At 36.4% G+C, this 26,903-nt stretch carries 20 protein-coding genes; 16 read left to right on the plus strand and 4 right to left on the minus strand.

Features of this window, described 5'->3' with window-relative positions; translation table 11 throughout:
* The first annotated feature begins 304 nt into the window (after positions 1 to 304).
* From PE36_RS16905 to PE36_RS16920, 4 genes are all read left to right on the plus strand, one after another.
* A complete protein-coding gene (locus PE36_RS16905; RefSeq protein WP_006033277.1) occupies positions 305 to 847 on the plus strand; it encodes a hypothetical protein in 543 nt (180 codons plus the stop codon).
* A gap of 38 nt (positions 848 to 885) precedes the next feature.
* Entirely contained in the window at positions 886 to 1,416 is a 531-nt protein-coding gene (locus PE36_RS16910) for a hypothetical protein (protein ID WP_006033278.1), read from the plus strand.
* 120 nt (positions 1,417 to 1,536) lie between these two features.
* Positions 1,537 to 2,034, plus strand: coding sequence for a hypothetical protein (locus PE36_RS16915; RefSeq protein WP_006033279.1), 498 nt, complete (start codon positions 1,537 to 1,539; stop codon positions 2,032 to 2,034).
* Between the two features lie 627 nt (positions 2,035 to 2,661).
* Positions 2,662 to 3,495 carry a hypothetical protein gene (locus tag PE36_RS16920; protein WP_006033280.1) on the plus strand — a complete coding sequence of 278 codons (834 nt, stop codon included), beginning with the start codon at positions 2,662 to 2,664 and terminating at the stop codon, positions 3,493 to 3,495.
* A gap of 444 nt (positions 3,496 to 3,939) precedes the next feature.
* On the opposite strand, the gene PE36_RS16925 is transcribed toward PE36_RS16920, so the two are convergent.
* Positions 3,940 to 4,161, minus strand: coding sequence for a hypothetical protein (locus PE36_RS16925; protein ID WP_006033281.1), 222 nt, complete (start codon positions 4,159 to 4,161; stop codon positions 3,940 to 3,942).
* Between the two features lie 79 nt (positions 4,162 to 4,240).
* On the opposite strand from PE36_RS16925, the gene PE36_RS16930 reads away from it, so the two are divergent.
* On the plus strand, positions 4,241 to 5,188 hold the full coding sequence (locus PE36_RS16930) for a tetratricopeptide repeat protein (protein WP_006033282.1): 948 nt from the start codon (positions 4,241 to 4,243) through the stop codon (positions 5,186 to 5,188).
* Positions 5,189 to 5,525: 337 nt separating this feature from the next.
* Here the strand turns inward: PE36_RS16930 and PE36_RS16935 are convergent, their stop codons facing one another.
* Together PE36_RS16935 and PE36_RS16940 are read right to left on the minus strand one after the other, a co-directional pair.
* Positions 5,526 to 6,311 (minus strand): hypothetical protein, encoded by a 786-nt coding sequence (locus PE36_RS16935; RefSeq protein WP_157517805.1) that lies wholly within the window; start codon positions 6,309 to 6,311, stop codon positions 5,526 to 5,528.
* A 423-nt stretch (positions 6,312 to 6,734) separates the two neighbouring features.
* Complete coding sequence (locus tag PE36_RS16940; protein WP_006033284.1) at positions 6,735 to 7,322, minus strand: hypothetical protein; 588 nt, start codon at positions 7,320 to 7,322, stop codon at positions 6,735 to 6,737.
* Positions 7,323 to 7,971: 649 nt separating this feature from the next.
* On the opposite strand from PE36_RS16940, the gene PE36_RS16945 reads away from it, so the two are divergent.
* The 7 genes from PE36_RS16945 (at position 7,972) to PE36_RS16980 (ending at position 19,376) form a co-directional block, all read left to right on the plus strand.
* Positions 7,972 to 9,207, plus strand: coding sequence for a TniQ family protein (locus PE36_RS16945; protein WP_006033285.1), 1,236 nt, complete (start codon positions 7,972 to 7,974; stop codon positions 9,205 to 9,207).
* 8 nt (positions 9,208 to 9,215) lie between these two features.
* The gene (locus tag PE36_RS16950; protein ID WP_043994687.1) at positions 9,216 to 11,312 is read left to right on the plus strand and encodes a type I-F CRISPR-associated protein Csy2; all 2,097 of its coding nucleotides are present in this window, start codon (positions 9,216 to 9,218) and stop codon (positions 11,310 to 11,312) included.
* Position 11,313: 1 nt separating this feature from the next.
* Positions 11,314 to 12,342: a type I-F CRISPR-associated protein Csy3 gene (csy3, locus tag PE36_RS16955; RefSeq protein ID WP_157517806.1), complete on the plus strand. Its 1,029-nt coding sequence runs from the start codon at positions 11,314 to 11,316 to the stop codon at positions 12,340 to 12,342.
* Positions 12,343 to 12,344: 2 nt separating this feature from the next.
* Complete coding sequence (gene cas6f / locus PE36_RS16960) at positions 12,345 to 12,968, plus strand: type I-F CRISPR-associated endoribonuclease Cas6/Csy4 (RefSeq protein WP_052298105.1); 624 nt, start codon at positions 12,345 to 12,347, stop codon at positions 12,966 to 12,968.
* A 1,248-nt stretch (positions 12,969 to 14,216) separates the two neighbouring features.
* Positions 14,217 to 16,568: a DEAD/DEAH box helicase family protein gene (locus PE36_RS16970; RefSeq protein WP_006033290.1), complete on the plus strand. Its 2,352-nt coding sequence runs from the start codon at positions 14,217 to 14,219 to the stop codon at positions 16,566 to 16,568.
* Positions 16,569 to 17,014: 446 nt separating this feature from the next.
* Positions 17,015 to 18,007 carry a hypothetical protein gene (locus tag PE36_RS16975; protein ID WP_006033291.1) on the plus strand — a complete coding sequence of 331 codons (993 nt, stop codon included), beginning with the start codon at positions 17,015 to 17,017 and terminating at the stop codon, positions 18,005 to 18,007.
* 517 nt (positions 18,008 to 18,524) lie between these two features.
* Complete coding sequence (locus PE36_RS16980; protein WP_043994688.1) at positions 18,525 to 19,376, plus strand: DUF2971 domain-containing protein; 852 nt, start codon at positions 18,525 to 18,527, stop codon at positions 19,374 to 19,376.
* Positions 19,377 to 19,974: 598 nt separating this feature from the next.
* Here PE36_RS16980 and PE36_RS16985 read toward each other — a convergent pair.
* On the minus strand, positions 19,975 to 21,048 hold the full coding sequence (locus tag PE36_RS16985) for a hypothetical protein (protein WP_198138629.1): 1,074 nt from the start codon (positions 21,046 to 21,048) through the stop codon (positions 19,975 to 19,977).
* A gap of 1,046 nt (positions 21,049 to 22,094) precedes the next feature.
* Between PE36_RS16985 and PE36_RS16990 the strand changes: the two genes are divergently transcribed.
* From PE36_RS16990 to PE36_RS17005, 4 genes are all read left to right on the plus strand, one after another.
* On the plus strand, positions 22,095 to 22,829 hold the full coding sequence (locus PE36_RS16990) for a hypothetical protein (RefSeq protein ID WP_006033294.1): 735 nt from the start codon (positions 22,095 to 22,097) through the stop codon (positions 22,827 to 22,829).
* Positions 22,830 to 22,971: 142 nt separating this feature from the next.
* Entirely contained in the window at positions 22,972 to 23,889 is a 918-nt protein-coding gene (locus PE36_RS16995; protein ID WP_006033295.1) for a lipase family protein, read from the plus strand.
* Positions 23,890 to 23,998: 109 nt separating this feature from the next.
* Entirely contained in the window at positions 23,999 to 24,649 is a 651-nt protein-coding gene (locus PE36_RS17000) for a hypothetical protein (protein WP_006033296.1), read from the plus strand.
* A 519-nt stretch (positions 24,650 to 25,168) separates the two neighbouring features.
* On the plus strand, positions 25,169 to 26,791 hold the full coding sequence (locus PE36_RS17005; protein ID WP_043994689.1) for an outer membrane beta-barrel protein: 1,623 nt from the start codon (positions 25,169 to 25,171) through the stop codon (positions 26,789 to 26,791).
* Positions 26,792 to 26,903 lie beyond the last annotated feature (112 nt).

Raw genomic sequence — 26,903 nt, forward strand, 5'->3', positions numbered from 1 at the left:
ATTATTTGCTTTTCCTGAAATTCAATCACGCTTTGTCGATCTTGGACGCACACTTTCTCTTGTGGTAAGTATAATTGTTCTTTAAACTCAGCAAGATAAGAGTTTCGGTACGGAAATAACCGGAACACAAACTCGATATAACAGGCGCGCACGCTTTCTCAAATTGGTTTATTTACACATTTGAAATAAAGTATTATTATTCAATGCCTTAATTACATTTAGACACACTAGTCTAATGAGGTAAACGAGCGCGCCTATTATACAAACCTTATGTGTCAGTTCAATTCTAAATGTAGAGGCAAGTGTGCTAAAAAAAATCGAGATAAACATTGATTTATTGATGGGAAAGTACGAACAACTGGATATTTTTTTCCGCTCTGCAATAGAAGAACTATTTGCTGAACAGAACGATATTAGTGTATCGGAACTGATTAAGGATGATGGTGATAATGACTTGACATTGATTGACTGTTTAAAGGATAAAGTCGGGGTGTATTTGTTTATCGGTGTAGATAATGAAATTAAGTATATTGGTAAAGGGGGAACATCTCGTCAAAATAAGAAAGGTACTAAAGGCTTACGTTATCGTATTTCGCAAGAATTATGTGAATATAAAAAAAATCCTCAAAACACATTATCAAAAAATATCATAGATATTGATTCCATTTTATTAAACAAAACGGTTACGAGTAACGAGAGTATTGAATCGATCAAGAAAATGAAATTAAGAGTCTTTTGTGCCGGTGAGCGAGTGAAAAATGATGAAGTAAATATTAGTTTAATTGAAAAGGTTGAGTCTTTAGAAATGATATTAATTTCACTTTTACCTTCTAAATATAATAAATAGACACATAAAAAGCTGTTATGAGGTAAAGGGGGAGTATCTTGCCTGAGAATATTGAAGTGTCAGCAATTGGGGTAAGTGATTGGATTGCATTGGTTTCTGTTTCTATTGCATTATTAGCGTTTGCATTAACCATTTGGCAAGGTTTTTTAACTCGGAAACATAATCGTCTTTCAGTTAAACCTTTTTTAGATTTTTCGTGGGTAAATAAGCCCGGTGAAGGTCTTCGATGTGAAGTCCTAAATTTGGGAACTGGACCAGCCTTTCTGAATGAAATTAAGTTTTTTGTTGGTGATGATGTCTTCCGTATTACTCATCGTGAAGATTATAAAGCTATGTTTGAAACGCTAAATCTAAATGAAGTTATTAGAAAAATTGAGGTGTTCCATGTTAACCCTAATTCTGCATTTTCTGTCGGTCACTTAGAGAGCTTACTTGTCTTTTGTGACGCCACTGAATCAGAAGATAATCATAAATTAATAGCAAGTAAATTAGATCGTTTTTTTGTACAAGTAGAATATAAATGTATTTATGGTATCAGCTATCAATCTCAGAAGGCTAGTTTGCTGTAAAGCCTCATAACAAGGCATTGAAAACGGAACTAAAACAGTTGGCTATGTTTCGTACCTCAACAAGTTTGGCCAACAATTTTAGTCCGCTTAATGCGGCGTATGCATCAATAGGGATCGTTCATGAGCCAGTTTGAAACCATTACAGTTCTTATTTCCCTTGCCGTATTAGTTGTTAGTGTGTGGCATTTCAAGAGAATATCTGACTTAGATAGGAAGGAAGAATATAAGAGTAAAGGTTCTCTATTTCACGATGCATATTCGGAAACAATGTCATTGATTGAGAAGACTGAAAATAGAACAAATTTCGTTAACGAAAAAAGGCTATCTCTATCCTCAATAAAATCACCTTATGTGAGTTCCTTTGGATGCTCTCAAGGGCACAGTGCAATTCTGGTAGAAATCAGGAAAACTAACCCAATTAAAGAAAAGTTAGTAAATCTTTGCTCTGAACTCGAAGGGATAACTAAAAAAGAAGACAAGGAAGCCTTTGATCGCTGCATGGAAATCAAGGTAGAAGTAAAAAACATAAGTTTGGAGCTTAATAAAATTCTAAGCAAAGCTGAGTTTACTATCAATGATATGCATAGTATGGCTCATGCACAAAAAGAACATGCATAACAAGGCAAAGCAGCATCAGTCGCGCTGCTCCTTGGACAGACTTGTCGTCGCTGTTTGCGGCGTTAATCTCAATTTTAGTATAGTTTCTGTAATGCGAGCTATACCATTTAAAGTTTCAACTCTAAGCCATTCCTGTCCAGCTCTGGCTTAGTGCTATAACGCTAAGCCATATAACGCTAAGCCATGTGAATCACGCTAAGCCAAATTTGCCCCAAAGTGTGTTAGAGCAGTTACTCACTCACAGTATGTTCATGTCGATTTTCCATACATTTTCTCATGTGAGGAATGGGAGTTATTTGTCATATCACAGCTGATCACGCGAACCCTATTACGAACGCAATTAGGATCCCGTCTAAACTAGGTTAGGTATAATGCTAAGGCGCTTTCGCCCCCATCGCGCCTCAGCATCATTAATCTAAAACTGCACCAAACACCATCAGTTTTACAATCACTCTAACTCTGCCCCATTCCATTTATTGGCTATCGGGGTTCGCCAATATTCGCCAGTGTATGAGTGTTAGTGAGACTTAACACTTCATAAGTTTAAGCATTTTGTTTGTGTTAAAAAGAGTTCATAATGCACCTAAGCCGATAGATTGTATGGATATTGATTATATTGGGTAAAGTATGGCTAAGTCTAAGAAACGAAAATTTAAAAACAATAAACAACCTGTTTCACCATCGCGTGAATTACAAATATTAATCGATGAACAAAAAACACTCCAAAAATTAGCAGAAAATATAGAAATGGGGAATTGTTCACATATACAACCTGCAATCTTTTCAAAGTTAAGAGCTCTTGTGTGCACTGGTTCTTGGACTATGAATCCATTGTTACAGAGGGTATTGAGCAGCCAAGGGGTTAAACCTAAGTTTTTTACAAGCATCCGCTCTAATTCTGTGGAAACTCTAGATAAAGTTATTCTTTCTAAGCTATGGATATCTAAACAAACTGATAGCTGTCAGCATGAGGTTGATTTGGATGATTATCTTCAGCAGTCCATATATTACAATCAGTACGAAGATCGTTTCTTAACTAGAAATGACTTAATTCGTCTTATTGCTGATACTGAAGGCTCTCATTTTGATGTTGAAGAAGATCTTTATGCCGCATCATTATCTAATAATAAAGTAACACTTGGAGAGTTAGTTCTTTCTTATAAAGAATTATTCATGTGGGATATGTATATGCTTATTGATTGGCACATAAATTTGATATTTTTAAATATTCGATTTAATGAAGAAGTGAAAAAACATGGGCTCATTCCTAGACTGATTTCAGCTATGCAATCAGAAGTTGAAAAAGTGAATAGTCATTACGATCCTCTGTTGAGAAGTACGTTGTTATCATTTTCAATGCAAGGTGTAAGATTATGTTCCAGTTGTAAGGAAGGAGAATATGTAAAACTTGATGACTATACATTCAAGTGTCAATTCTGTGACCACTTGTACGAACTTTAAGTTTTAAACTATATTAATTTAACTGCATTAAGGTGGTTAAATCATCATACATTAAAGCTAGTACTCTAAGGCATAATGTGCCCAAACGTGGCTTAGAGCAGTTACTCACTCATAATACGTTCATGTCGATTTACCATACATGTTCTCATGTGAGGGATTGGAGTGATTTGTCATATTACAACTGCACACGCGATTCCCCAGAACATTGCAAAATTATTTATCCGAAATGCTAGGTTTAAATCGGTTTTAAAGGGTCAAAACAAACATTAGAGAGGATATTTTGTCTAAGTGGTGAAATGACTGTTAAGGCAAGTTTAAAATGTCACATCGGTTATTTATTTAGAAATGTCACATTGTTGATATCTTTAATCCCAAGATCAAAAAAACCTCCAACGAGGAGGCTAAATTTACTATATCGCGATAATTAAGCATAAGACTCGTCAATCAAATAGAGTTAATTCCGTGGTCATCATACACATTAGAGGACTTAGTCTCATTCCAAGCTTTCTCTAAGTCAGTAACACAATAAGTACCATCATCAAAAAGAGATACTCCCTCGAGCTGTCTTATAAAACGATCGGTTCTCTTATTATAATACGAAGTACCTGAAAGTTTTTTGTTCTGAATTTCTATAAAATCAGCAATGAGCATATTATTATCCCGCATATAACCCCCTTAAAACTAAAATAATATATATCACGTGGCTATGTAATATGGTATTTTTTTTGTTTGCTTGGGCTTACTGATGTTAAAAAAGATTATTGAAAAACAAGAATTTTCATCCCAACTGTTATTTGAGGTTTGCTCTAAGCAATTAGAGAGCACTCCAGACTGTCACTATACACACTACTTACTAGGTCGTCATTTTCAAGATTTGGAGGAATGGCGAGGTGCCATTAAACATTTTAAGCAATCTTTATTACTAGACCATTCAGAACTAGGGGTATGGCAAGGATTACATAACTCATTAATTTCGTATGGCGGTGTTGCTAAAGGGCTCGAAGAATTTTCAAGCTTTATTAATCGAGAGTTGTACAGCAAACTTGATATAGAAGAGCTTGATGGTGATATGCTCCTTTTCCGTGTTGTGGAAACTAAGCATGTCGAAAGTTTTACAGTCGAAGAACAAGGTAGATTTAGTCCGACTAAAAATTATAGAAAACCCAAAGAAGATGGACCTTGGTGTGATTTACATGAAAATAGACCTCACCAAGCAGTAAAAGTTGAGAATGTAAAACTGTCAGGCTTAGATCTAAAGCTAATGGAACTATCGATTGGAGGTTTGTACCACGTTCTATGTTTTACGCGCGTTAGTAAAGCTAACGTCGAGAGTTTTAGGAAGTTATATAACATCAATAAATTCCAAGAAGATAGCTCCAAAGAATATAGTGTAATTGTTATTAATGACTCAAAGGAATTCCTTCGTCGTGTTGTAGGGCTTCACCCTCGTATGGAGTTTGGAGGCGTTTGGTATTTACCAACTGATGTAGTTGAACGTTCTAACGGAGTTTTATTCCCGTTTATTAAAGGCAAAAAGTATGCAAAAGAGTTCGAGTTTCGGCTTGCAACACAACATGTTAAAAGTCTTACATTAGGTGAATCGGTATATTTAAATATGGGTCGGCTGGACGATATCTCTGAAGTAGTTAAGCCTTCAGAGATACTTGAGTATGTTGAAAATCGATTTAAGTAGCGTAAAGTTGTTGGCAAGCGCATAACGCATGTTATGTAAGATCAGAATCTAGTTATGGTTCACTACGTTAAATCTAGCGAACTAACTCCCACCAAAAATCATTTCAGGCTCGTAGCTGCAATACTTGATTTAGTTATCCACCGTTTTTGTGAGTAACCGGTGCACAAAAAATATGCTCGATATATTCTGTTTTAATAGCAACATTTCGTTCTGCGCATAATAGAGATGTGATTATGTTAAACATTTACCTGTCTGCGATACTGGAACAGGCAGGCAGGCAGGCAGGCAGGCCACAACGTGGTATTTACACATAATCCGCATTATGCGAAGTAACACGCTATTTATTTTTAATCGCACTGCCGATTTGACCAAATGATACATTTACATAGCTCAAACTAGTATTCATTGGAATTATCACGCCGTTTATTTTATTATTTCTAGTATCAATGTGAGAGATAATATTATCACCTATGATAGTCGATTCAGAACCATCAAAAGCTCCTCTGATAGTTGTTATAAACTCTGTGTCAAATGTACGAACAGCTAATACTTTTAACTTCCAATCTTTAAAATGGCGATGGAAATCAAACTCTTCCCCATATTCTTTGAAGTATATAGTATACATTACAGCAATTTCGTTAAACAATAAATCAGCCTCTGTATCATCGACATCTGGATTGTGTTTAATATAATTATTTATTGTGAATGAGTTATTATCGTTGAAACAAGCTTCATGTAGATCCACTGTATTTTGAGCTGATTTTCGACAATTACTTATTATTTTAGAGTTGACCAAATTTATCTTTTTGGAGAATTCCATTAGCCTTTCTAAGTCTTCTTTACGTTGATGATATTCAAAATCTACGCTACCACTTCCAATCGCTTTTACTTTTTCTAAATCTAATATTTCATCTAGCCGTTCCATTTGAACGTCAAATTTAGCCAAAGCTAATTTTTTTTCAATTTCTTCTAACTTGTCTAGCTTTTCTAATTTAGCATCAATGGTCCCATATGTTCTAAATTTCCATTTCCAATAAAATGAATAAATAGTAAGTATTGCTATGGCAACAACCATAACCTCGGGCATTAATATAAAATTAATTATCAACATTAAATATTCCAATTTATCGTCCTTTCAAATATAGGTATTTGTATCAAGAGCACACTATCTTTAATAGTGTACTCTTGTCTAATATTTAGAATTTATACAGTTTTTCATGTTTTTATACAGGAATATCAAAAGCCTGTATTTACCCATCAAATTTAATTTGGTTTATTTATAACATGTTTTTCGAATGACATTTCTAACGGTGACAAACCTGACATCTCTATCGGGGACCTACAATAGCACTGCGCATAACGCATGTTATGTAAGATAACATCTGATGATTGTTCGCCAAGAAAAATCATCATTTGCTATTTCGGGGTTGCAGCACCCTCTGCCCCTAGCGGGGAAAGGGAAAAACAATCAATACATTAACTGACAGAAAAAGAAAAGTGATGGCGACAAGATGGCGACACACATTCTTATTTATAGTTGTAACTATTAACGAACAAAGCGGGTAAGTAAGCAATCGATTGTATCTTGAGGCAAGTTCAAACCAGCCAAATTAAAAGTTGCTGCTGTCATTTCTTTAAAAGAAGGTTCTATATTTCGTAGCTTTTTAATAGCATCAGTATCAATACTAATTAACTCTCGCACTTTTTGTGCAGCATCAATGTAGGACAGCCTGCCAGTTAAGTTAGTCGTATTGAATTCACGTTGTACAAAATCTTCGGAATAAACCGTAGCTAAACCCTCCTCAATAACTGGAGCTCCGTTTTGCCCATCAGGAGCAAGCAAATGAATAGCTTCATGTGCAAGTTGATAGCAAGCTATCGTATCATCATTAAGAGCATTCAGATTTAATTGAATAATTACATTCTTGCAATTTCTTGGAAACCAATTTTGAGGACCATTTGATGAGAATTCAACACCAATAAATGTGTATTCTTTATCTCTTTGTCCATATAACGATTCAATTTCTATAAGCATTCTTCCCAAACGTGTCGCGAGAGTCAAAGAATAGCTACAACTATTTTCATCTGCACACGGCAAAGGTTGAGCAATATAATGTGTTTGTAAGATCATCATTTATTCCATACGTTATAGTATTTTAATAGTAGGGCGACTAGTGCCTTCCAATTTATTCACCCTAGCCAATTATGACTAATCAAATGATAAAATAAGATTAAACACCAAGTGCCGCTAATTATTAACAAGTAAAGATATTCGACTGATTTTATTACTATTTTCATTCACAGCAAGAAGAATAGATCGCAGTCTGACGATTTATCACAAAATTGAGAATAATCAAAGATTCAGGTTAAAAAAACGGCGACAGAATGGCGGCTGTGTTTCGGGATAATAGGTAGGTAATTAGTTAAGAATGTACAAAATAAAAATAACAACTGTATATAACAAAAGCACCTAACCGCGTTTCAACTCCCCCCGACCCAATTGCGCATAACGCATGTTATGCACAATTGGGTGAGGGTGTCAGCTAGATTCCTTCACTACCCCTACAAAATCTAATGTGTATTACTATCGGCTAGAACAATAACTCTATCAAGGTTTTGTCCAGCTACTGCTTAGGGCAATAACGCTAAGTCGTTTTTCTCCAAAGTGTGTTAGGTCCAGAAGGCTCGATCTAGAAAATAAACGTCGAAGTATGAATATTAGGGTTGCCAAATAATTATCACCGACTAGATTACTAAGTATTACTTAGTTTTGTTGGGGGTTTATGAAATTACTTGAACCGATTACACCATATAATGATGAATCATTAGAAAGTTACCTGTTACGGATAGCTGAAGAAAACGGTTATCAAGGCTTTCGTGAGCTTGGGCATATACTTTGGTGTGTATTATACGAGAACGATAATGAAGCCGCAGGTGCATTTCCAAAGTCGCTAGATCAACTTAATATTTATCATACGAACACAAATTCAAGTTTTAGAGTGAGGGCAATACAGTTTATTGAAGAACTCACTGTAACAGGACGCCTTCCTTTACTGAATTTATCAATAATGAACAATGATACAACCTTTTTAAAAGGGCTAAAATCGGTCAGTTATCAAGGGGTATTAATCCCGCGATGCTTTATAAAGCATGATGGTATTCCAATATGCTCCGATTGCTTAAGAGAAAGCCCTTATATCCGCCAGTACTGGCAATTAGTCCCATACTTAGCCTGTCATATTCATCAATGCGAAATGCTCTCCAAGTGCCCTGAGTGCGATGAAGTTATTAATTACCAGCTTACCGAAAGTATTACGTATTGTTGCTGCGGTTATGACTTACGAACTTATCGTGCATTGAAATCTGATCCGATAAACGTTGAATTGTCTAAACTTGTAACTAATGCAAAGGCTGATAAAAATAATGACTCGATACTTTATCAAGTCGACTTGTCGCATAGATACGGAGCACTACTTTGGTTTTACCTACAGCATAATGACGATACTAGCAATTTACAATCAAGCTACGTCTCGTTCGGGCGGGCTATTTCATACTTTTCAGACTGGCCAAATGATTTGTATTCCACATTTGAAGCTATGGTAAATAAAGCTGAAATAACTCAGGTTGTTGCATTTAATAAAATGCCATTTTCAGATGTGTTCGGTTCTCTATTGCTAGATGCGAGCAAACTGCCGTCTAGGAATGTTACACATAATTTTATCTTGCGTGATATCACCAGTTATCTTATTAATTTAGTTAGAACGCATGCTAAATCTAAGCATCCCAACATCGCAGATACCTTGTTAACAATACTTGAAGTAGCTGCACTGCTATCGACATCACATGAGCAAATCTACCGCCTATATGAAACGGGGCATTTAATCATTGCTGTGAGATTAAAACAGTTTCATCGATTATCAGTAAATATTCCGGCATTTCATTTACGCCATGTGATTGAATTACGAAACTCACGTATCCCAATAAGCTCAGATTACTCAACATACTTGCCAGCATGGTGATTCAACTGATGACCTTTAAAGAGTTACTTAAAATAGAAGACCGGGATGAACGACAAAGGTCAATAAAACGTGCGTTTGCAAGTTATTCTGAGTATATAGAAATATATGACTCTGAGCTTAAAGCGTTAATTGTGTTATTGAATTTGACGTACGTAGCAAAAGAGAACGTGTATCTATTAAGCCGAGTTTCAGCTAGACATATATTGCAAAAATACAACAAGGCACATACTAAAACATTATTGAATCTTAGAACTGATGAAGTATCTTGGTTACATACTCATAATTTGAAATATCCAAATTCGCAGGTATCAAAGCAAAATGTATATGCACCTCAGATAGATAAAGTAAGTTCAGCGTTAAACAGTGCTAATTTACCACTTATGACTGGTTGGTCCCACAATGGCCCTGATGTAAATAAAGCGAAACTCTTTTGTTCAAATTTTTTATACCAAGGCCGCATAACAAATTTGGCATTTGAATTAAGAGATCATCCCGAAAATTGGCAAGTATTTTTTATTGAATTAGGCTTAACTAAAACACGATTTCTTGATATGTGTAATCAAGTTGAACAAATATTCAGTGATAAAGCGTTACCGACTAATGTTGATATCCATAGTAAGCAAGTTCGCTTTCCATATAAAGAATCATATTGCTCAATCACGCCTGTTGTATCACACGCAGTGCAATATCAAATTCAACAATATACAAATATAAAAAGTATAAGAACCAAAGACGTGATGCATTCAAAATCATATAACGTGGGCAGTTTAGCTTCATCACTTGGAGGGCATGTTAGTGCTTTATTTTATCCACCACCTGTTTGGCGTAAACCGGTTAAATTTTTACAAACCATAAAGAATAGTAATTATGGCTATTTTAATATTAATGCTTTAGCTGATAAGGACTTTATTAAATCACTTGATATTGTGATGAAACGTACAGGCACAACAAATAAACTGCGACGTAAGTTAAAGGTAGGGGCTTTACGTAAGATCAGGGAATGCTTAGTTAATTGGATTTTACCAATCATGGATATCAGAGATGGTTTAGATGAGTTAAGTCTGGAATATATTGAGCCGGGGTCAATTTTTGATGCTCTTGTCAATTTACCTATCGATGAGCTTAACTCTTTGATAACCCCGTTAAGCAATGAATTGAATACTCAATTGCAGCTATCAAGAAAACTATCTGCTTATTCTTTCCATCCTGCACTACTTGAGCCACTACGTTCCCAGTTAAAGTGGATGTTATCTTATTTAGCAAGTGATCAACATGATGTTCAAGATAGCTGTGATTATTGTTACATTTATTTGAACTCAATTAGAGTTGAAAGTGCTCAAGCATTATCTTGTCCTTATCTTATCGGCACACCATCGTTAACCGCTCTTGGTGGCTTCTCACATAAACTTCAACGTAATTTACAAGAAAGATTATCAGCCGACGTCGAAGTTGAATGTAGTGCATGGTTTATCCGTCAATATGAATTATCTAAGTACAAACCATCACCACAGATTAACCGTTTTGATAGGAAGAAAGAGGTGTTAATACGTGATGGTATTATCGATGATTACTTGTGTAACATGACGATGGATATCGTTATTAAGCTAAATATGAAAAAAGATAAGTTTAAAGATATCCATGGACCTAATTTTATCAATAAGTTAAAAGGCATAATACCAAAGCGCTTTGCTGGCGGCTCTATATACCAGCCCTTTTACGACACTAAAATTAATTGGCTACAAGTATATTCAAGTGAATCAGCATTGTTTTCCGTTTTATCTCGATTACCTAAATCTGGTTGTTGGGTTGCACCTTCATCGGAACCATTAACATCTTTTAACGATATGTTTGAAAAGATAAAAATAAATTCAAAATTGAAACCTGTATTGATTGGATATCAGGCCGTGGAGGAACCTTCCTCAAGACTATATTCGCTAGAAAAATATCACTGCTACGCTGAATCTTTAATCGGTGTCGCACAGTTTTTAAATCCAATTACAGTTAGGTTGAATGGACAAAAGCGTTTATTTGAAGACATATTTTGGCAGCATTATTTTGAAAGTAAAACTATGCTAATGGTTAAATATCAACGAAAGGATGATTAAAGTGATTCCATATAGTCAGTTAAGCTATTCTCGAACGTTATCACCTAGCCAAGGTGTTTTTTATTATGAATCAGAAGATAATGAATTCAATGCTTTAATTATTGAGAGTCATAAGACAACACCGAGTAAGTCAGGGTTTGGCGATGCTTATAATACCGATGGTTCAATTAAAAATATTACACCACAAAGTCTTGTTTATGCCAATATTCATGAACTTGAAATGTGCTATGTTCCAATAGGTGTTAAGGAAGTCAAATGCCGATTTTCTCTTGGGATTGAAGCTAATTCACTTTCACCAACTGTTTGTGATAATCCCCAAATATTAACCTTATTGGAAGAACTTGCCGAAGAATATAAAGCAAGAGGTGGTTATTTAGAGCTCGCAACTCGTATCTGCAAGAACATATTTGAAGGTAATTGGCTATGGCGAAATCAAAATGCTGGTCCAACGTCTATTTCGTTTATCACTGAAAATGGTAGCCAATTCATAATTGGAAATACGCGAGATTTAGCAAATAAATTACCTGAGGAGTGGCCTGATGAAGATCAAGGCATGTTAGAAGGAATTGCTAAAGAGCTTGCTAATGCTATGTCAGATAAGAGTATATTTTGGTCCGCGGAAATAACTGCAACGTTAAAAGCAAGATCGACACTGGATATACATCCTAGCCAATTATTTACAGACCAAAAATCAAGCCGTACACTCTTGAAAACTCAATTACCAAACGGTGATAAAACAACGAGTTTTAGCGGATTTAAAATTGGAGCTGCATTACAGTCAATTGATAACTGGTGGTCTGAAAATGCTGATTATTACATTCGAGTTAATGAGTATGGTGCGGATAGAAAGCGTATCATTTCATTAAGAAATCCTACAAATAAAAATGATTTTTATACTTACCTGAATCAAAAACTGGAAACGTATAAATCTGACTTAGAAGACAAATCGAAACCAATCAAACCAGAGATACACTATTTTATGTCTGTTTTGCTTAAAGGTGGGCTATTTCAACCAACTAAGGAGCACTAATCGTGAATCAGCGTTATTATTTTTCAATTAGATACAATCATCAACATATGGATGTTTTCCTATTATCTGGCCGTTGTGCTAAGGCATTGCATAATTTTGAATTCAAAAAACGAAAGCATAATATTGGTATTGCTTTACCTTGTTGGTCTGAAAATAGCGTAGGGGATATGATTGCTTTCGTATCTGAAGATAAAAATCAATTATTAAAATTTCATCAAGATAGTTATTTCCAAATGATGGCAAGTGATGAAATATTTATCATTAGCGATATCACTGCTGTGAATTCAGAGTTACCTGAAGTTCAATTTTGTCGTAATAATACTATCTCTAAAATGTTTATAAAAGATACTCAGAAACGGCTTAGACGAACTCAAAAAAGAGCTGAAGCGCGTGGTGACGCATTTAAACCTGCCTTACATGAAAATAGTAAAAAAAGAGTATTTGAAAACTTTCATAGTTTACCTATTGATAGTTATGGCACGGAGGAAGATTTCATGTTGCATATTCAGAAGCACAATGATGTAGCTTTAAGTGATTGCTATACGTCTTATGGTTTTGCAACGAATAATGATAACCGAGGAACAGTACCTGATATGTCGATTTTATTTAATCAAATGACCAAGTAATTCAACGTGTATTTTAAATGATTAACTATCAATCTGTTACGGTAAGGCTGTTTTTCATTGGTTATTTTTTAATACGAGTATTAATTAGTTGTCTTATAAGGTAATTGTTTACTATATTTATAGTGAACAGCCAGATAGGCAGCTAAGTAAAGCTTCCATAATCTTCGTATGGCCTTCTTCGCATGAACAGCCGGATAGGCAGCTAAGTAAATTTCCGTTATTCTAATAGCACGATCAATTTTGTGAACAGCCGGATAGGCAGCTAAGTAAATTTCAAGCAGGATGAGAGGCTTGGCGTCGGCGTGAACAGCCGGATAGGCAGCTAAGTAAACCACCTACAGTTAGAGCCAAAAACAGTCGGTGTGAACAGCCGGATAGGCAGCTAAGTAAAGCACAAAATCAAACAGGTTAACCCCATTATCGTGAACAGCCGGATAGGCAGCTAAGTAAATCAAAGGCGGTATTTTATTATGAAACCGAAGATGACCGCCGAGCAGGCAGTTGAGTTCAGGACTGGCAGTGAGCAATCACATCAGATTACGTGTAACAGCCGAAAAGGCAGAGTAATTAAAGTGTTATCCTTTTGGATTTTTAGGGCATAAAGTGAACTTTATGTTTTAAGTAAATGTGAAATCCTTCAAGGGTACATTTTAAGTATAAATCAGGTGGCTATAAAAAGCACTTTTACGCGGTTTGAATAGTGTAGCTGCTTACCATCAATATGGCATGTATCGAATATAAACATATAGATGGTGAGCAACACTGAGCATAGGATGCTGGATATGTTAAATGTCCTATTCGTTATAAATCTGTTAGCTACGGGATTAGATCTCAAGCGTGTTTGGTCTTCTTTACTCACTTCACAAGTTACCTCATCGTTCTGTCCAATTTCAATATGTTCAGAGTTTAGATAATTGCAGCTATTTACACGCTATTAAACATAAATACTATAATGCGCAGCGCCAAAAACCAACTCGATTAAAATGCCCCGCTAACAGCCTATTTCTCACAGACTAACCCTTCTAATAAGCCAAATATAGGTAAGATGATTTTGCACCATTTTGGTGAAGTTAGGTTTCAGGCTAAATGTAACGTGAATATCCATTTTTATATGAAATACGATTAAGTTAATAAGGTATTACCTAAATTGCTAGCGCTTAGGTTTTTTTATAGCTAAAGCCAAGCGGGCGACTACAGACTTTATTTATTATCTTAGACTTAGGTTATGATTTTATTGAGGTACTTCATTTGTCAGTTATCACGGTTCAAGCTCATCTGTTGACTGAGTTAAAAGCTATAGATACTCGTCTTCAACAAATTGAAGTTGAAAAACAGAAACTTTTAGCCAATAGAACAATATTACTAACGCAACAGAATCAGTCATCACCCCATAGCTCAATAACTACTGAACAAAAGGTTGAAATATTTTCAGGCCTATTTAAAGGGCGAAATGATATTTATGCCACAAGATGGGAAAACGCAAAGGGTAGAAATGGTTACGGTTTAGCTTGTGATAACGAATGGAAGAGTGGGGTATGCGCAAAGCCCAAAGTTAAATGTGGTGAATGCCCAAATCAACAATTTAAACCGCTCACTAAGCAAACCATTTATGACCATCTTTCAGGTAAAATAGTCGTCGGGCTTTACCCACTCTGTAAAGATAGTAGCTCCCATCTGCTTGCTATCGATTTTGATAAATCGGATTGGCGAGAATCGATTCAAGCTATATCCAAAGCATGTTCGGTTCATGATATTCCGCACGCAATTGAAATTTCACGCTCAGGCAATGGCGCGCATTTATGGGTGTTTTTTTCTGAGTCTATATCAGCCAAAATTATCCGGCAGCTTGGTTTTTTCATATTGGATAAAGCCATGGACATTCAACCCTCACTTTCTTTTGAGTCTTACGACCGATTGTTTCCCAACCAAGATACGATGCCTAATGGCGGATTCGGCAATCTGATTGCGCTCCCTCTACAACTGAAATCAAGAAATAACGGTTTTAGCTTATTTGTGGATGAACAATTAATGCCATATCCCGACCAATGGAACTTCTTGGCGAATATAAAACGTTTCTCACTAAATCAAGTACTCAAACTTATTGGTTCTTACCAACCAGCAACTACAAAAGAAGCATTTGAACTCACAGACCCGTGGGATACAACAAGTAAACCAAACCCCAATAGTGTAATACCTCAATGTCCTGCGGCCATAGAGTTAACATTAGCGAACCATATTTATATACCAATTGAGTCATTGCCAAGTGCTTTGCTGACCAATTTAAAACGTATTGCTAGCTTTTCCAATCCCATATTTTTTAAAACCCAGGCGATGCGCTTTTCTACGCATGGGATCCCACGGTATATTAGCTGTGCACATATTGAAAATGGCTATTTATCCCTTCCAAGAGGTTGCCTTGATGATGTAGTCTCACTTTTAACGAATCAAAAAATTAGCGTCACTTTCTGTGAAAAAAGAACCAATGGAAAACCGTTAAATCAAATCAAATTCCTTGGTATATTGAGAGCTGAACAGCAGAATGCTGTCGATGTTATGGCTGCACATGATACGGGTATTTTGCACGCGCCAACTGCTTTTGGAAAAACAGTTGCTGCTATAGGCTTAATCGCCAAGCGAAAAGTGAATACACTTATCTTAACTCACAGCAGACAATTGTTAGACCAGTGGAAAGAGCGGATCCTGTCATTTACTTCAGGTATTGATGTTGGTGTGTATGGTGGTGGGAAGAAAAATCCGACAGGGCAGGTAGACATCGCAACTTATCAAAGTCTCATTGATAAACGCGACAACTCAATATCAGAATTAACCCGAGAATATGGCCAAGTTATTATTGATGAATGCCACCATATTTCAGCACCTAGATATGAGATGGTGATCAATGAAATAAACGCTAAATATGTGCATGGACTAACAGCTACACCAGATCGACAAGACGGACATCAAAAAATAATGTTCATGATAGCTGGCCCTGTAAGGCATAAAGTAATTTCAGACCATGGCAAAAACTTTACTCAGACGGTCCATATAAAACAAGTAGACAGTCTGCCACCGCCAGAGCTTACTGACACAGATAAAAAACCGCATATCGCTTCTGTCTATCAATGGATCATGGGAAATGATGAAAGAAACCAACAAATTATTAGTGACGTAATCGACGCGGTTAATACTGGTCGTAATCCGCTCTTATTGACGGAAAGAAGGGAGCATGCCCAGATATTATTTAATACATTGGAAGCCAATAAACTGAGTGCTGTTATTCTTCGAGGTGCTATGAGGGTACAAGAGCGGGATGATGCGAATGAAAAATTAAAACACGCTCAAGTGATAGTTGCGACAGGTAAGTACATTGGTGAAGGTTTTGATCTGCCTCGCCTAGATACATTATTTCTCACAATGCCGATATCTTGGAAGGGCTCACTTACACAATATGCTGGGCGTATACATCGACAATCGGAAGGTAAATTTGACACCATCATCTATGACTATGTTGATACTGAGCTACCAATGTTAAAACGGATGTTCAATAAAAGAAGCAAAAGCTATAAAATTATGGGATATGAGATTTTTATTTCTAAATAACTAGCATTCACGCTAGTCACTTATATTCAGGATATTAACAACAGGTCTGATACCGGGGGGCATCGTTGCAATGATGGTTTAGTACAATAGCACTAAGCCGTTTTTGCCCCCATTCTGGCTTAGAGTCCTTACTCTGTCATAATATGTGCATATTGATTTGCCATACATTTTCTCATGTGAGGGATTGGAGCGATTTGTCATATCACAACTGCACCCGCTATTTGGCCCCTGTAGCGAATTGTATCCCATATTACAAAAGCATTAGAAACAAGCTTTTCAATCAAAATAACGTGAAAGTTAGATTCACCATAATAGTACAAAATGATCCATCCAGAATTACGGGTTAAAATTGGTTTTTAAATGGTATGATGTTGTTAACTAAAGAGCTTCTATAACAGCTCGCCATTAATTTTAACTATTGATATAGATGATAAGGAATTCACATAATGATGAATCTAAAGAAGTTAAGTGTTGTATTGACCTTGGGGGCTACAGTGGCTCTTTCTGGTTGTGCAGGGCCTCGCTCTGTGATGTCGATTACTCAAGATAAGATGGACTCGTTTGAGGATTACGACTTATCTATGGGAAAAGAAAATAACCACAGTGTTGCAATGCAATATATGCATTTAATCAGCAAAAAAAGAGTACACAAAGCTAATGACTTAGACGCGAACATGGACGGTTACACGAATGTCAGCGTGCGTACAACGCAGGCAGTGGCTGCCGTAGGTGTATTGGCTTCATCACTTAATCCTTTTCAAGCAATAGGCACTATTTTTGGTCAGCAAAGTAACTTGTCTAAGTTGCATTATATATATAAGCAAAATTTTATTTTTACGATAAGTGCAGTTGCAACGTTATCAGATGCGGGAATACAAAAATCCTTAGATGAAAATCTAAACGTCATGACGGCTATTATCAGTGATGCCTACAAAAAAGATGGTTCTGAAGTTATTGTAATGAAGAGAGGTATTAATTATGTTGTAATACCAACCAATAATGAGGGGAATATCGAACATTGTTTTTACCCTGAAGCAATAAATGACATTGCTTTAGTTAACCCTAAAGGAACTGAACGAGGGCGTGGTAATGATAATCGTGTCCACGGTTGCTACTCTAAAGTTTCTAAATATGGGCTCCCGTATGCTTCAACTGGGGACAATGGCTTTGGATTGCCGCGTGGTAATTTCATGATTCAGTTAGCATACATCCCTGCCGCGTTTCCAATAGATAAGCTTTCATCACCGCAATCTGGAGTCTATTTATATCAAACTTCACCGCGTTTTTTGAAAGATAAAAATTTACAGAATTATATCAAAAATAATAAACTGGATGATATCGCCCCATATATTGTGGAACGATCAGCTTTTGTGAAAGTGCCAGTAATGACTGACTTGAATAGTGGCAAAAAACTTCAATTTGGAACGATTGATAATTAAATTGCAGATAAGCTAAATAATCAGTGCTTAAATGGTTTAGTTAAAGTTATTCGTGAGTTCATTAATCAAATATAGGGTTGTTTATCTGCAATCATTAATCATGGATGAATGGCCGAGACCACTGCGGATGACGCATTGTTGTGGTTAATGGGGGGTGAGGGCATCAGTTGGAATCCGTCACTTTTCCTATAAAATATAATGAGTATTACTAGCGGCTAGAATAATAGCACTAAGCCAGTTTTGTCCATGAATGAGCAGCTAGTCAGCCTAACTCGAAACTGCCCCTTTATGTGCTAGAAAAAACTCATTTACTATCTATTAATGTGCGCTTTCCCTATCAAATTTAATCCGATTCAATTAATTGATAAATTATACTTCACTTAGCAGTCTATTCTATCAACATCCTTACTAAGAAATTGATTATAAATTGAAATGATAAATCAAAGGAGGCATGATGAGAGGATTGAAAGCGGCAGATAGCCGTCTAAGTAGCATGAAATTTATTCTGGAGAGTTGAGTGTCTGAAATTATATATCACTATACCGATATTGGTGCATGTCAGAGTATGCTGACTTACAACAAGTTTTGGTTGAGCGCACATTCATTCCTAAATGATGAAAAAGAATACTATGAAGGTTTAAACATCCTTGAGGAAAAATTAAACTCTTACATTGGTAGTGTTGGAACATATTCTCAAGAAACGACACAAGAACTGCTATCGCACATCAAGGATGTAATGATCTATTCAACATCTTTTTCTCGTGAAGGTGATTTGCTATCTCAATGGCGTAGTTACTGCCCTAAAGAGGGCGGCGTTGCTATTGGTTTTGATAAAGCAATTTTAGAGCAACATCTTTGCGGTAGAAGAGAAGGAGTTAACTTTAGATACCTCCAAGACTGTTGCTATGATACGAAACATACAGATTGGGTTGCGGATACTATAGCCGAAGGGACTGTCAAGAATTTTGATAGAATGGGGTTATCAGCACACGCTCATTTCTCTCAAGAAAATACGTTCTTGGAAATGCTTACATTCTTAGCTCGAACCAAAAATTCTGCGTTTTCAGAAGAGGCAGAGGTACGCCTGTTTTCATATGGGCATCGAGACTTAGACGTAATAAATACTCAAGAGATTAATAAATATCCTTCAATAAAACTTGTGAATCCAGAAGAAGTTTCGTTTAGACCAAAGCACAACTTTCTAATACCGTTTCTCGCTATTGATTTCCCTCTAGAGGCAATAAAGGAAATCAAAGTCGGACCATCCAATTACCAAAGAGAAGCAATTGAAGGTTTACGAATGTTTTTAAAATCCAAGGGGATAGACATTTTAGTTTCTAGCTCCGATATTCCATATCGAGTGATTTAAATTTAACAAACGCTTAAGGCTTCAAGATACCTTTTTAATCTGGTAGAAACGGTTTAGAGCTATATATCTAACTCGTTTTTGTCCAGTTCTAAGCTCTGTACCTGTTCCATTCTATGTGTTCCATTCTATGTCGCTAAGCAGATTTTGTGATATTTTCAGTTAGCGCAATGAATCATTCGCAACCTGTTCATGGTGCTTGCCCTGCCAAAAGTTATACGAATATTCGTAAGATGATGTGGCGAAAGGCTCTATGGTATCTCAATGGGTTACTATCAAAGATTAAACTGGTAGCATAGGTAAGCGATATGTGCGACTGAGTGTACCCGTTTGGTTCTTAGATATGCTCAAAGTTATAGAGTCCATAAGTGCAAATTAGCCCTACTGGGTATTGCCCGATCATGATTTGACCACCGTCATATGGGTATACCTAATAGGTACAGTTGATATAAGTAGGGGATTCATGAGCTAAGCTCATAATGTTAACAGGAGTACTTTTGTACCCCTAGGCGCTTGACTCAAAACGGTAGGTTCATAAATGAATTGTTTTGAGCCAGTAGCAGCGCATCAGACAAGCGTGTTCCCAAAATAAACATCACACTTACTGAGCATGCTCCTTGATGCAGATAATTATTTGCTGTGCTTGCTTCTGCGCATCTTCTGAATATTCTTCTCCTTTAATGATATCTCTTAACTGCCTATTAACTTGGTTTAGATAATCCTTAACCCTGCTCTTATCATCAATTCCCTTTAGTAGAGCTTTATCCCCACGCGGGGAAAGTGACATACGGAAGAATAAAACAAAGGGATGTCCACTAGGAAGTAGACTGACAAGACAATCTAGTTCGAAAAGAATAGCTACAATGTTGTAGTGACCGTGAATAATATTGTTATATTTAGGCACATCTTCTCTACTGAAATAACTAAATAGCTCAAATCCTAAATTCATAGGTGTATAGATGCCCATACTTTCACGTGGTGATTCTATACCACAAAACTCACTTAATGACTCAAAAATGTCTGCTGAGTGACTTCTCATAACCATTGGATCAATGACGTTTGCAAACACTTCGTCGTCATGAATTAAATCCCCAGTTCTTGGCGCTCTTATACACTTTAACCATAGACACCCTGCGGTATTGAGAATCGTGAGTTCCACCTGATGAATAGGTGTTGGATTTGGTTGCTCTTTAAAACGGTATCCATCACCGTATTTAATTACCCTCCCACCGTGATAATCCCTTAAGATAGTGTCTATTTTATCAATATGTTTCCACGCTGAATTTAATGGGTGCGCTTCTGTCAGGTCGGATTGATTTAGCCTGTATTTGTAATCTAAAAAGTCATTACAGAGAGAGTTACACGGGAATAATGACAAATACAATTTAATCCGATCTCCGAAAACATAAAAGTCTTTATGCTTATCTTCTAGAGTATCAAGTAACTGTTCAAACTGCGCTTTATGGTCTCTATAACGAGCAAAGTCTAAAGACTCTTCCTGCTTCTTCCAGACTCTTTCCTGATGTATTACATTCTGTTTGTGCTGACGGTTTAGCATTATGAGAGAGCCTATCGTACCAATAGCTGCACCAAAAGTACTTACCGCAGCCAACCAAGTTCCAGCATCGCCTATCTCTAAGCTCCCCGCAAGCAACGAGTCCAGTATATAACCCAAGAGAATACCTCCAAATAGTATTCCAAATAGAGCTCCAACTACACTTGTTACAAAACATGTCACTATGTGTCTCACTCGCGCCTAATCCATTGTTATTTTAAGTAAAACAATATATTACATGAGACAGGTTAAGTTATCTCTATATATTCAAACGCATAAAGATTAATGAATGGTAAAAGCCAATGGATCTGGACTAAGGGCAATATTCTTAACAAGCGTGCTCCCTCTCGAAGGAGTCCCCTGAAAATGCACTCATAAATTTCTACGATGATCTACTTATGAAATTCAGTTCTGAACAAGCCAAAATGTCGAATTGGACAATAACAGAACGTATACGTAAATTAAAACCCAAACCACGTTATTGTGAAAGTTGTATAACAAGTTAATTTTAATCTACCCATACATTCTATAATGCGAATTGCATTTTTAAAGCATATGCACTAAGCCATTCCTGTCCATCAATGGCTTAGGGTGATCGCTCTAAGCCGAAATTGCCCCATTATCTATTTAGAGTAGTTACTTACTCAAAATATATTCATATCGGTTTGCCATACATTTGTTGATGTATTATTACTGTAGTGAAGTGAAAAAGAACTTAGTGTTGGCTAGCTAAAACAACATGTCCGTTGTTCGATAGATACGTGAGGACGTTTTCCTTAAGTCAAACTGAATTTGCATACGGGCATAATTAAATCGAATCGTTTTTTGCTAAAAATGGGCTACTTATATTGCCAAACAGTCTCAGTTTCACTTTTTGTAAAAGCTTATAGATTGAAATATAAAGCTTCTGTTCTTTATCAAATCTACTTATAGAGGTCCCTATAAATAAAAGTCTCAATTTCGTGGAATAAAGTGGTCAAGTTATGATTAAATAAAATTATGTAATGCATTGATTTATAAGTTAGTTTAAGATGGCATTTGAATTTTTACAATCGTCGGGAAAAAGACTTATGAAGACGTCTGTATAATGCACCGTTATGCATATCTTTGACGGATATAAAAAACCTATAAATATTATTATTAAATTATAAGTTGCCCTATATATTATGAAAAAAGAAAAGTTAAATCTCACAATTATTATTGTGGTATGTGTAACGTCGTTTGTTGCGTTGGGAGCTTGCTTAATAAATAAATTCGCACCGAAAGAAAAGACAGCTGCAGGTTTCGCTCCTCTTTCTGCCCAATATGCTAAAGCATGTTCAAATGATGGGTTATGTTTAGAAAAAGTGGTTTTACTTCAAGGGCAGTTTGTCTTGGAATCAGAGAATGTGTTAAAAGCATTTGTTGCAGAGAACTCAGTTAATGGTGACATAGAGTATTTTTGCTTTGATTCACCAGGGGGCGATAATGATTTTGGTAAATTTCTTGGCAATTACATTTCTAAAAATAAGCTTTCAACCTGTGTTGCAGATAAGTATTTTTCTTTAGATACAGGGAAAGAAATAGAGACAATACAATCAGAAACTCAGTGTGTTTCGATGTGTCCATATACTTATATGGCGGGGAATGAAAGAGTGATGCTTGGTAAAACAGCTTCTTTTCTGTACCACTCGTCATCAGATAAATTTTCTGCTTGTGGTGTATGTCTCTGGAGTAGTAAAAATGAATCAGAGGCTGAGGAGTTTAATAAGTTACTCAATACATATATTGAAAATGGTAGTCTACCTGTCAATGAAATAGAAGTAATGATAACTAAAACATTTAAAATCCCCCCAGAAACCACCAAAAGAATGAGCATTGAACAATTAAAACATTACAACGTAGTAACTGAATTTAAATAATTAAATTGTACGTTTTAAATGCATGGTAAGGCGCTTAAACGCAACTAAAACAGCTGGTTAGGTTTCGATTCGCTCAACATTACAACTAACAAATTTTGTCCGCTTAAGCGGCGTTAGTTGTTTCAAAATTCCGGAATCATAGATGAAAATAGAAGAAAGTTTACTGCATGTTTGTGGGTATGTGAGTAGCGAGGATTGGGAAAGTGCAAATTGGACTACAGAAAAAGCTTTTGTATGCTCAGTAATGTCAAATCTAGCATATACCCAGATTTCGCAGAGTGAATTAGCAGACCATGATAACGTGAAGATGTTACCGTCCAGTACGTACCATGAACTATTAAGTTCGAAGAGTACTGAATTTAGAAAATATTTCAACCTGTTAGACACTGATGAACGATTGGTTATCGAGAGACCTGGCGTTGTAGTCGTTGGTACTAAAATAAATGATGTCGTTTTCATCTCAATGCGCGGCACTCGTTTACTAAGTATAAAAGACTGGCGTATCAATTTAAATGCTAGAAAAGTATCTCCGTTTCCAGCTAAAAGAATCAAAATACATAAAGGGTTTTACTTTGAAGTTCAGTCATTTTATGAAGAGCTCATGGGTGAATTAATTAAACGAAAGTGGCATGAGTCTCCCGTATATTTTGTCGGCCATTCTCTTGGTGGTGCCCTATCCGCAATTACATACGCTATGTGCGATCATTATGGGTTATATTTTAGCAAACAAAGAAGATTTTTATTGGGATATAGTGCCTGCTATACGTTTGGCATGCCTCGATGGGGAAATAGTGATGCAATGGCTATTCTTGAATCTCCCAAACATTTTTTCGTTGAAAATGATCTAGTTCCAAAGATACCACTAGAATCTTTGGGGTATAGCAATTGCACAAATAACATTTCAATTGATTCAACCACATTCAGTTATGTCAAATATAAAGGGGTAGTAAGCTATTTTACCGACTATCTCAATCTTATTGTCGGCAATAAGTTTAAAGACCATAGTATTGAGACATATGTGGAGCGATTGTTTCAGAAACTATGTAGCTCAAACAACTAGCAAGCACTTTAAACGGAACAAAAACAGTTGGCTAAGTTTCACTTCAACGTTTAGCCAACAATTTTTGTTCCGTTTAAGTGGGGTTGGTAACCACTGATAAGGAGTCATAGTGAGCTCATGTAGCCGATGTGGTAACCCTGTAGAGTTTCGTTATGTCAATGGAAGATGCATTCCCTTACATCTATATGGTGGATGTATTGGCGAAGGCAACTCAGCAGCCAATGATTACTCTGGCTATAACGTCAGCCACGAGAGTAAGTGTTTTTGCACCAACTGCCCAGACTGTGGAGAAGAGGTCTTTTTCATACGACATAATGGCGGAAGTGTATGGATTGACCCTCCGCTGGGGCCGCCTTGGTATAAGCACGGTTGTTTTGACAAACCGGCAGAGGGTACCCCGAAGAGTAGTCTGGCTACGACTTATAATCTTTCTCTACAAGCCAAAATAAAGGGAAAGCCAAACTTATTTATCGGCGTAGTTAAATCTACCAACGTGCACTGGTCTAAAGATTACACTGATATTGTTATAGAGACAGGGAAGAATGGATCAAAAGAGATTCGTATAAAAAACAATGCTGGATTTCTTCTCGGTAAACTGTGTATTTATGATACTTCTGAAAATGAGATGTGGCCTGTCGAAGAGCCATCTTACAAATTTACTGCTTACAATAATGGCCTTGTGAAGTGCCCCGAATGCAGAGTAATATTAAACCCAAAAAATATGACTAAGCATTTACGTAAGCAGCATGGTCACAGCTAACAAGGCCAGCCAGAGGGACACAAAAACCGCCGCTTCGCTCTGGTTTTCTTGCCATACTGGCGGCGTTAATCTCAATTTCATTATACTTTATGTACTGCGAACCATAACCTTTGAAGCTTAAGCTTAAGCTCTAAGCCGTTTCTGCCCCTTTTCTGCTTAGAGTCCTTACTCTGTCATAATATGTGCATATCGATTTGCCATATATTTTCTCATGTGAGGGATTGGAATTATTTGTCATATCACAACTGCACACGCGCCTTTGCCCCTTGACCACAACACTGTAGTGACTTGTCGTCTCATATGACAAAAACAACAGAAACAGAAACAAGCATTAGAGAGGATATTTTGTCTAAGTTGTGAAATAACTGCGTATTATCACCTCTATGTTCAATAGACCGCACATGGACTATTTCACCTTGAAATGCCCCCCCCCCCCCCCAATTCGGGGGATTGTAAATACACAGTGCCAATGACAAAATGTTCACTTTATTTTGTCATTATTAAATTTTGGATAATTTCGTGATTAACAATATCGGTTCGTATTTTTTTGTTTTAACTAAAGCTCGAAATATAATGTTATTTATATTATTACAAATCATAACAACTAATGCTTGGGCGTTTGAGGTATTAAATAACGGAAAGCTTCGCTTCGGTACTGGAGCTGAAGATTCGGTCAATACACTGGGTAACTTACAGCAACCCTTTTATTATGATGAAAACTTGGGTATTTGGCAGCAATTAACTATTGATACTAACCCTTTAGATAATGCTGTAGGTTTAAGTGGTGATGGTACTAGCGAGTGGAATATAAACGGTATTGTTGAGGTAAATTCCGTCTTAACGGGTCAAAATATTGATACCTCTGGTTTTGTCATTAGCGCAGGTAGTGATGGGTACGGTGTCATTATTTCTTCTGGAACAATTACGATTAATGGGAGTGATTTAGGAGTTAAGAATACATATGAATTATTAGAAGGCAGTGCTCATATCAAAATTATCACTGAAATTACGAATAATAGCGCGAGTATCGCAACTAATTTACGTGTGTGGGTGGGAACCCAAGATGATTATGTTGGAACGGATGATAATCCAACTAAGCTAAGAGGGAATTTGGTTGATGGAATTTTTACAGCTTTAGCGACGCAAACTGAAAAAGCGACGGCATTAAAAATAACATCAGCGAATACTGGTGTGCTATTGTTAACGACTTCAACTAAAGCGACGACATCAATAGCAGACTGTTGTGAATTTTCGAATGTTACTGAGCAAGACCCTGCTGCTGCTGTTATCACAATAACAGACGATAACTCTTATGGTTTTTATGTTCGTATGGATGATCTAGCTAACGGTGAAAGTGAAGCGTTTGAATGGTATTACGCAGCTGGATCATTATCTGAATTAGATGGAATCGTCACCTCTGTATCAGACGCAGTAGACTCGTCGAATATAGATGGTGGATACACCATCGACAACAAAGCCAGCGGAGGTAGTTTTAATCTATTTGGCTTGATACTACTTTCTCTACTCACGTTATTTCGAATTAATTATGCACAAGCGAAAGAAAGCTCTTTTTATATCGACTTAGGTATCGGGAGCGCTCTATCGGCCAATAGCAATAGTTATTTACAGCAAAAAGTAGAAGCTATCTCATCAAGTGCTACGATTACTGACCGTGATAAAAATACCTTTGCCTATCGGGCACAATTAGGATATCAAGCCAATAAATGGGTTGCATTAGAAGTTGGATATACAAATTTAGGCGAGCAAACATTAACAATAACAGATACGGCTTTACCGGTTGACGTTGATTCCGTTGTTGAGAAAATGGCTAATGTACAACTGAATTCAGCGAGTGGAGCAACATTTGGAGGTAAGCTTAGTTACCCTATTAGTAACTGGATTTCCATATATACTCGCATTGGTGGTTTTATTTGGCACGGTGATTACGACTCTAATTCTTCTGTCAATGAAACTTTATACTCAAGTATAAAAGTGAGCGATCATGGTACTGACTTGTATTATGGACTGGGAGTGCAACTACCGCTTTATGAAAATTTTTCATTCGCCTTAGATTGGCAACGATACGAACTAACTAAATATAAAACAGATTTAATAACAGGAGCTATCATTTACAAATTTTAAAAAACTAGAGGTAATAGGAACAATTTTAACTCTTATACTTTTGTCCGCTATAGAGTAAGAAGATTTAATGTTTATTTCTTTTATTATCGGTTCAAAAAATTTATCCTAATGA

The organism is Moritella sp. PE36 (genome assembly GCF_000170855.1).
GTDB lineage: Bacteria > Pseudomonadota > Gammaproteobacteria > Enterobacterales > Moritellaceae > Moritella.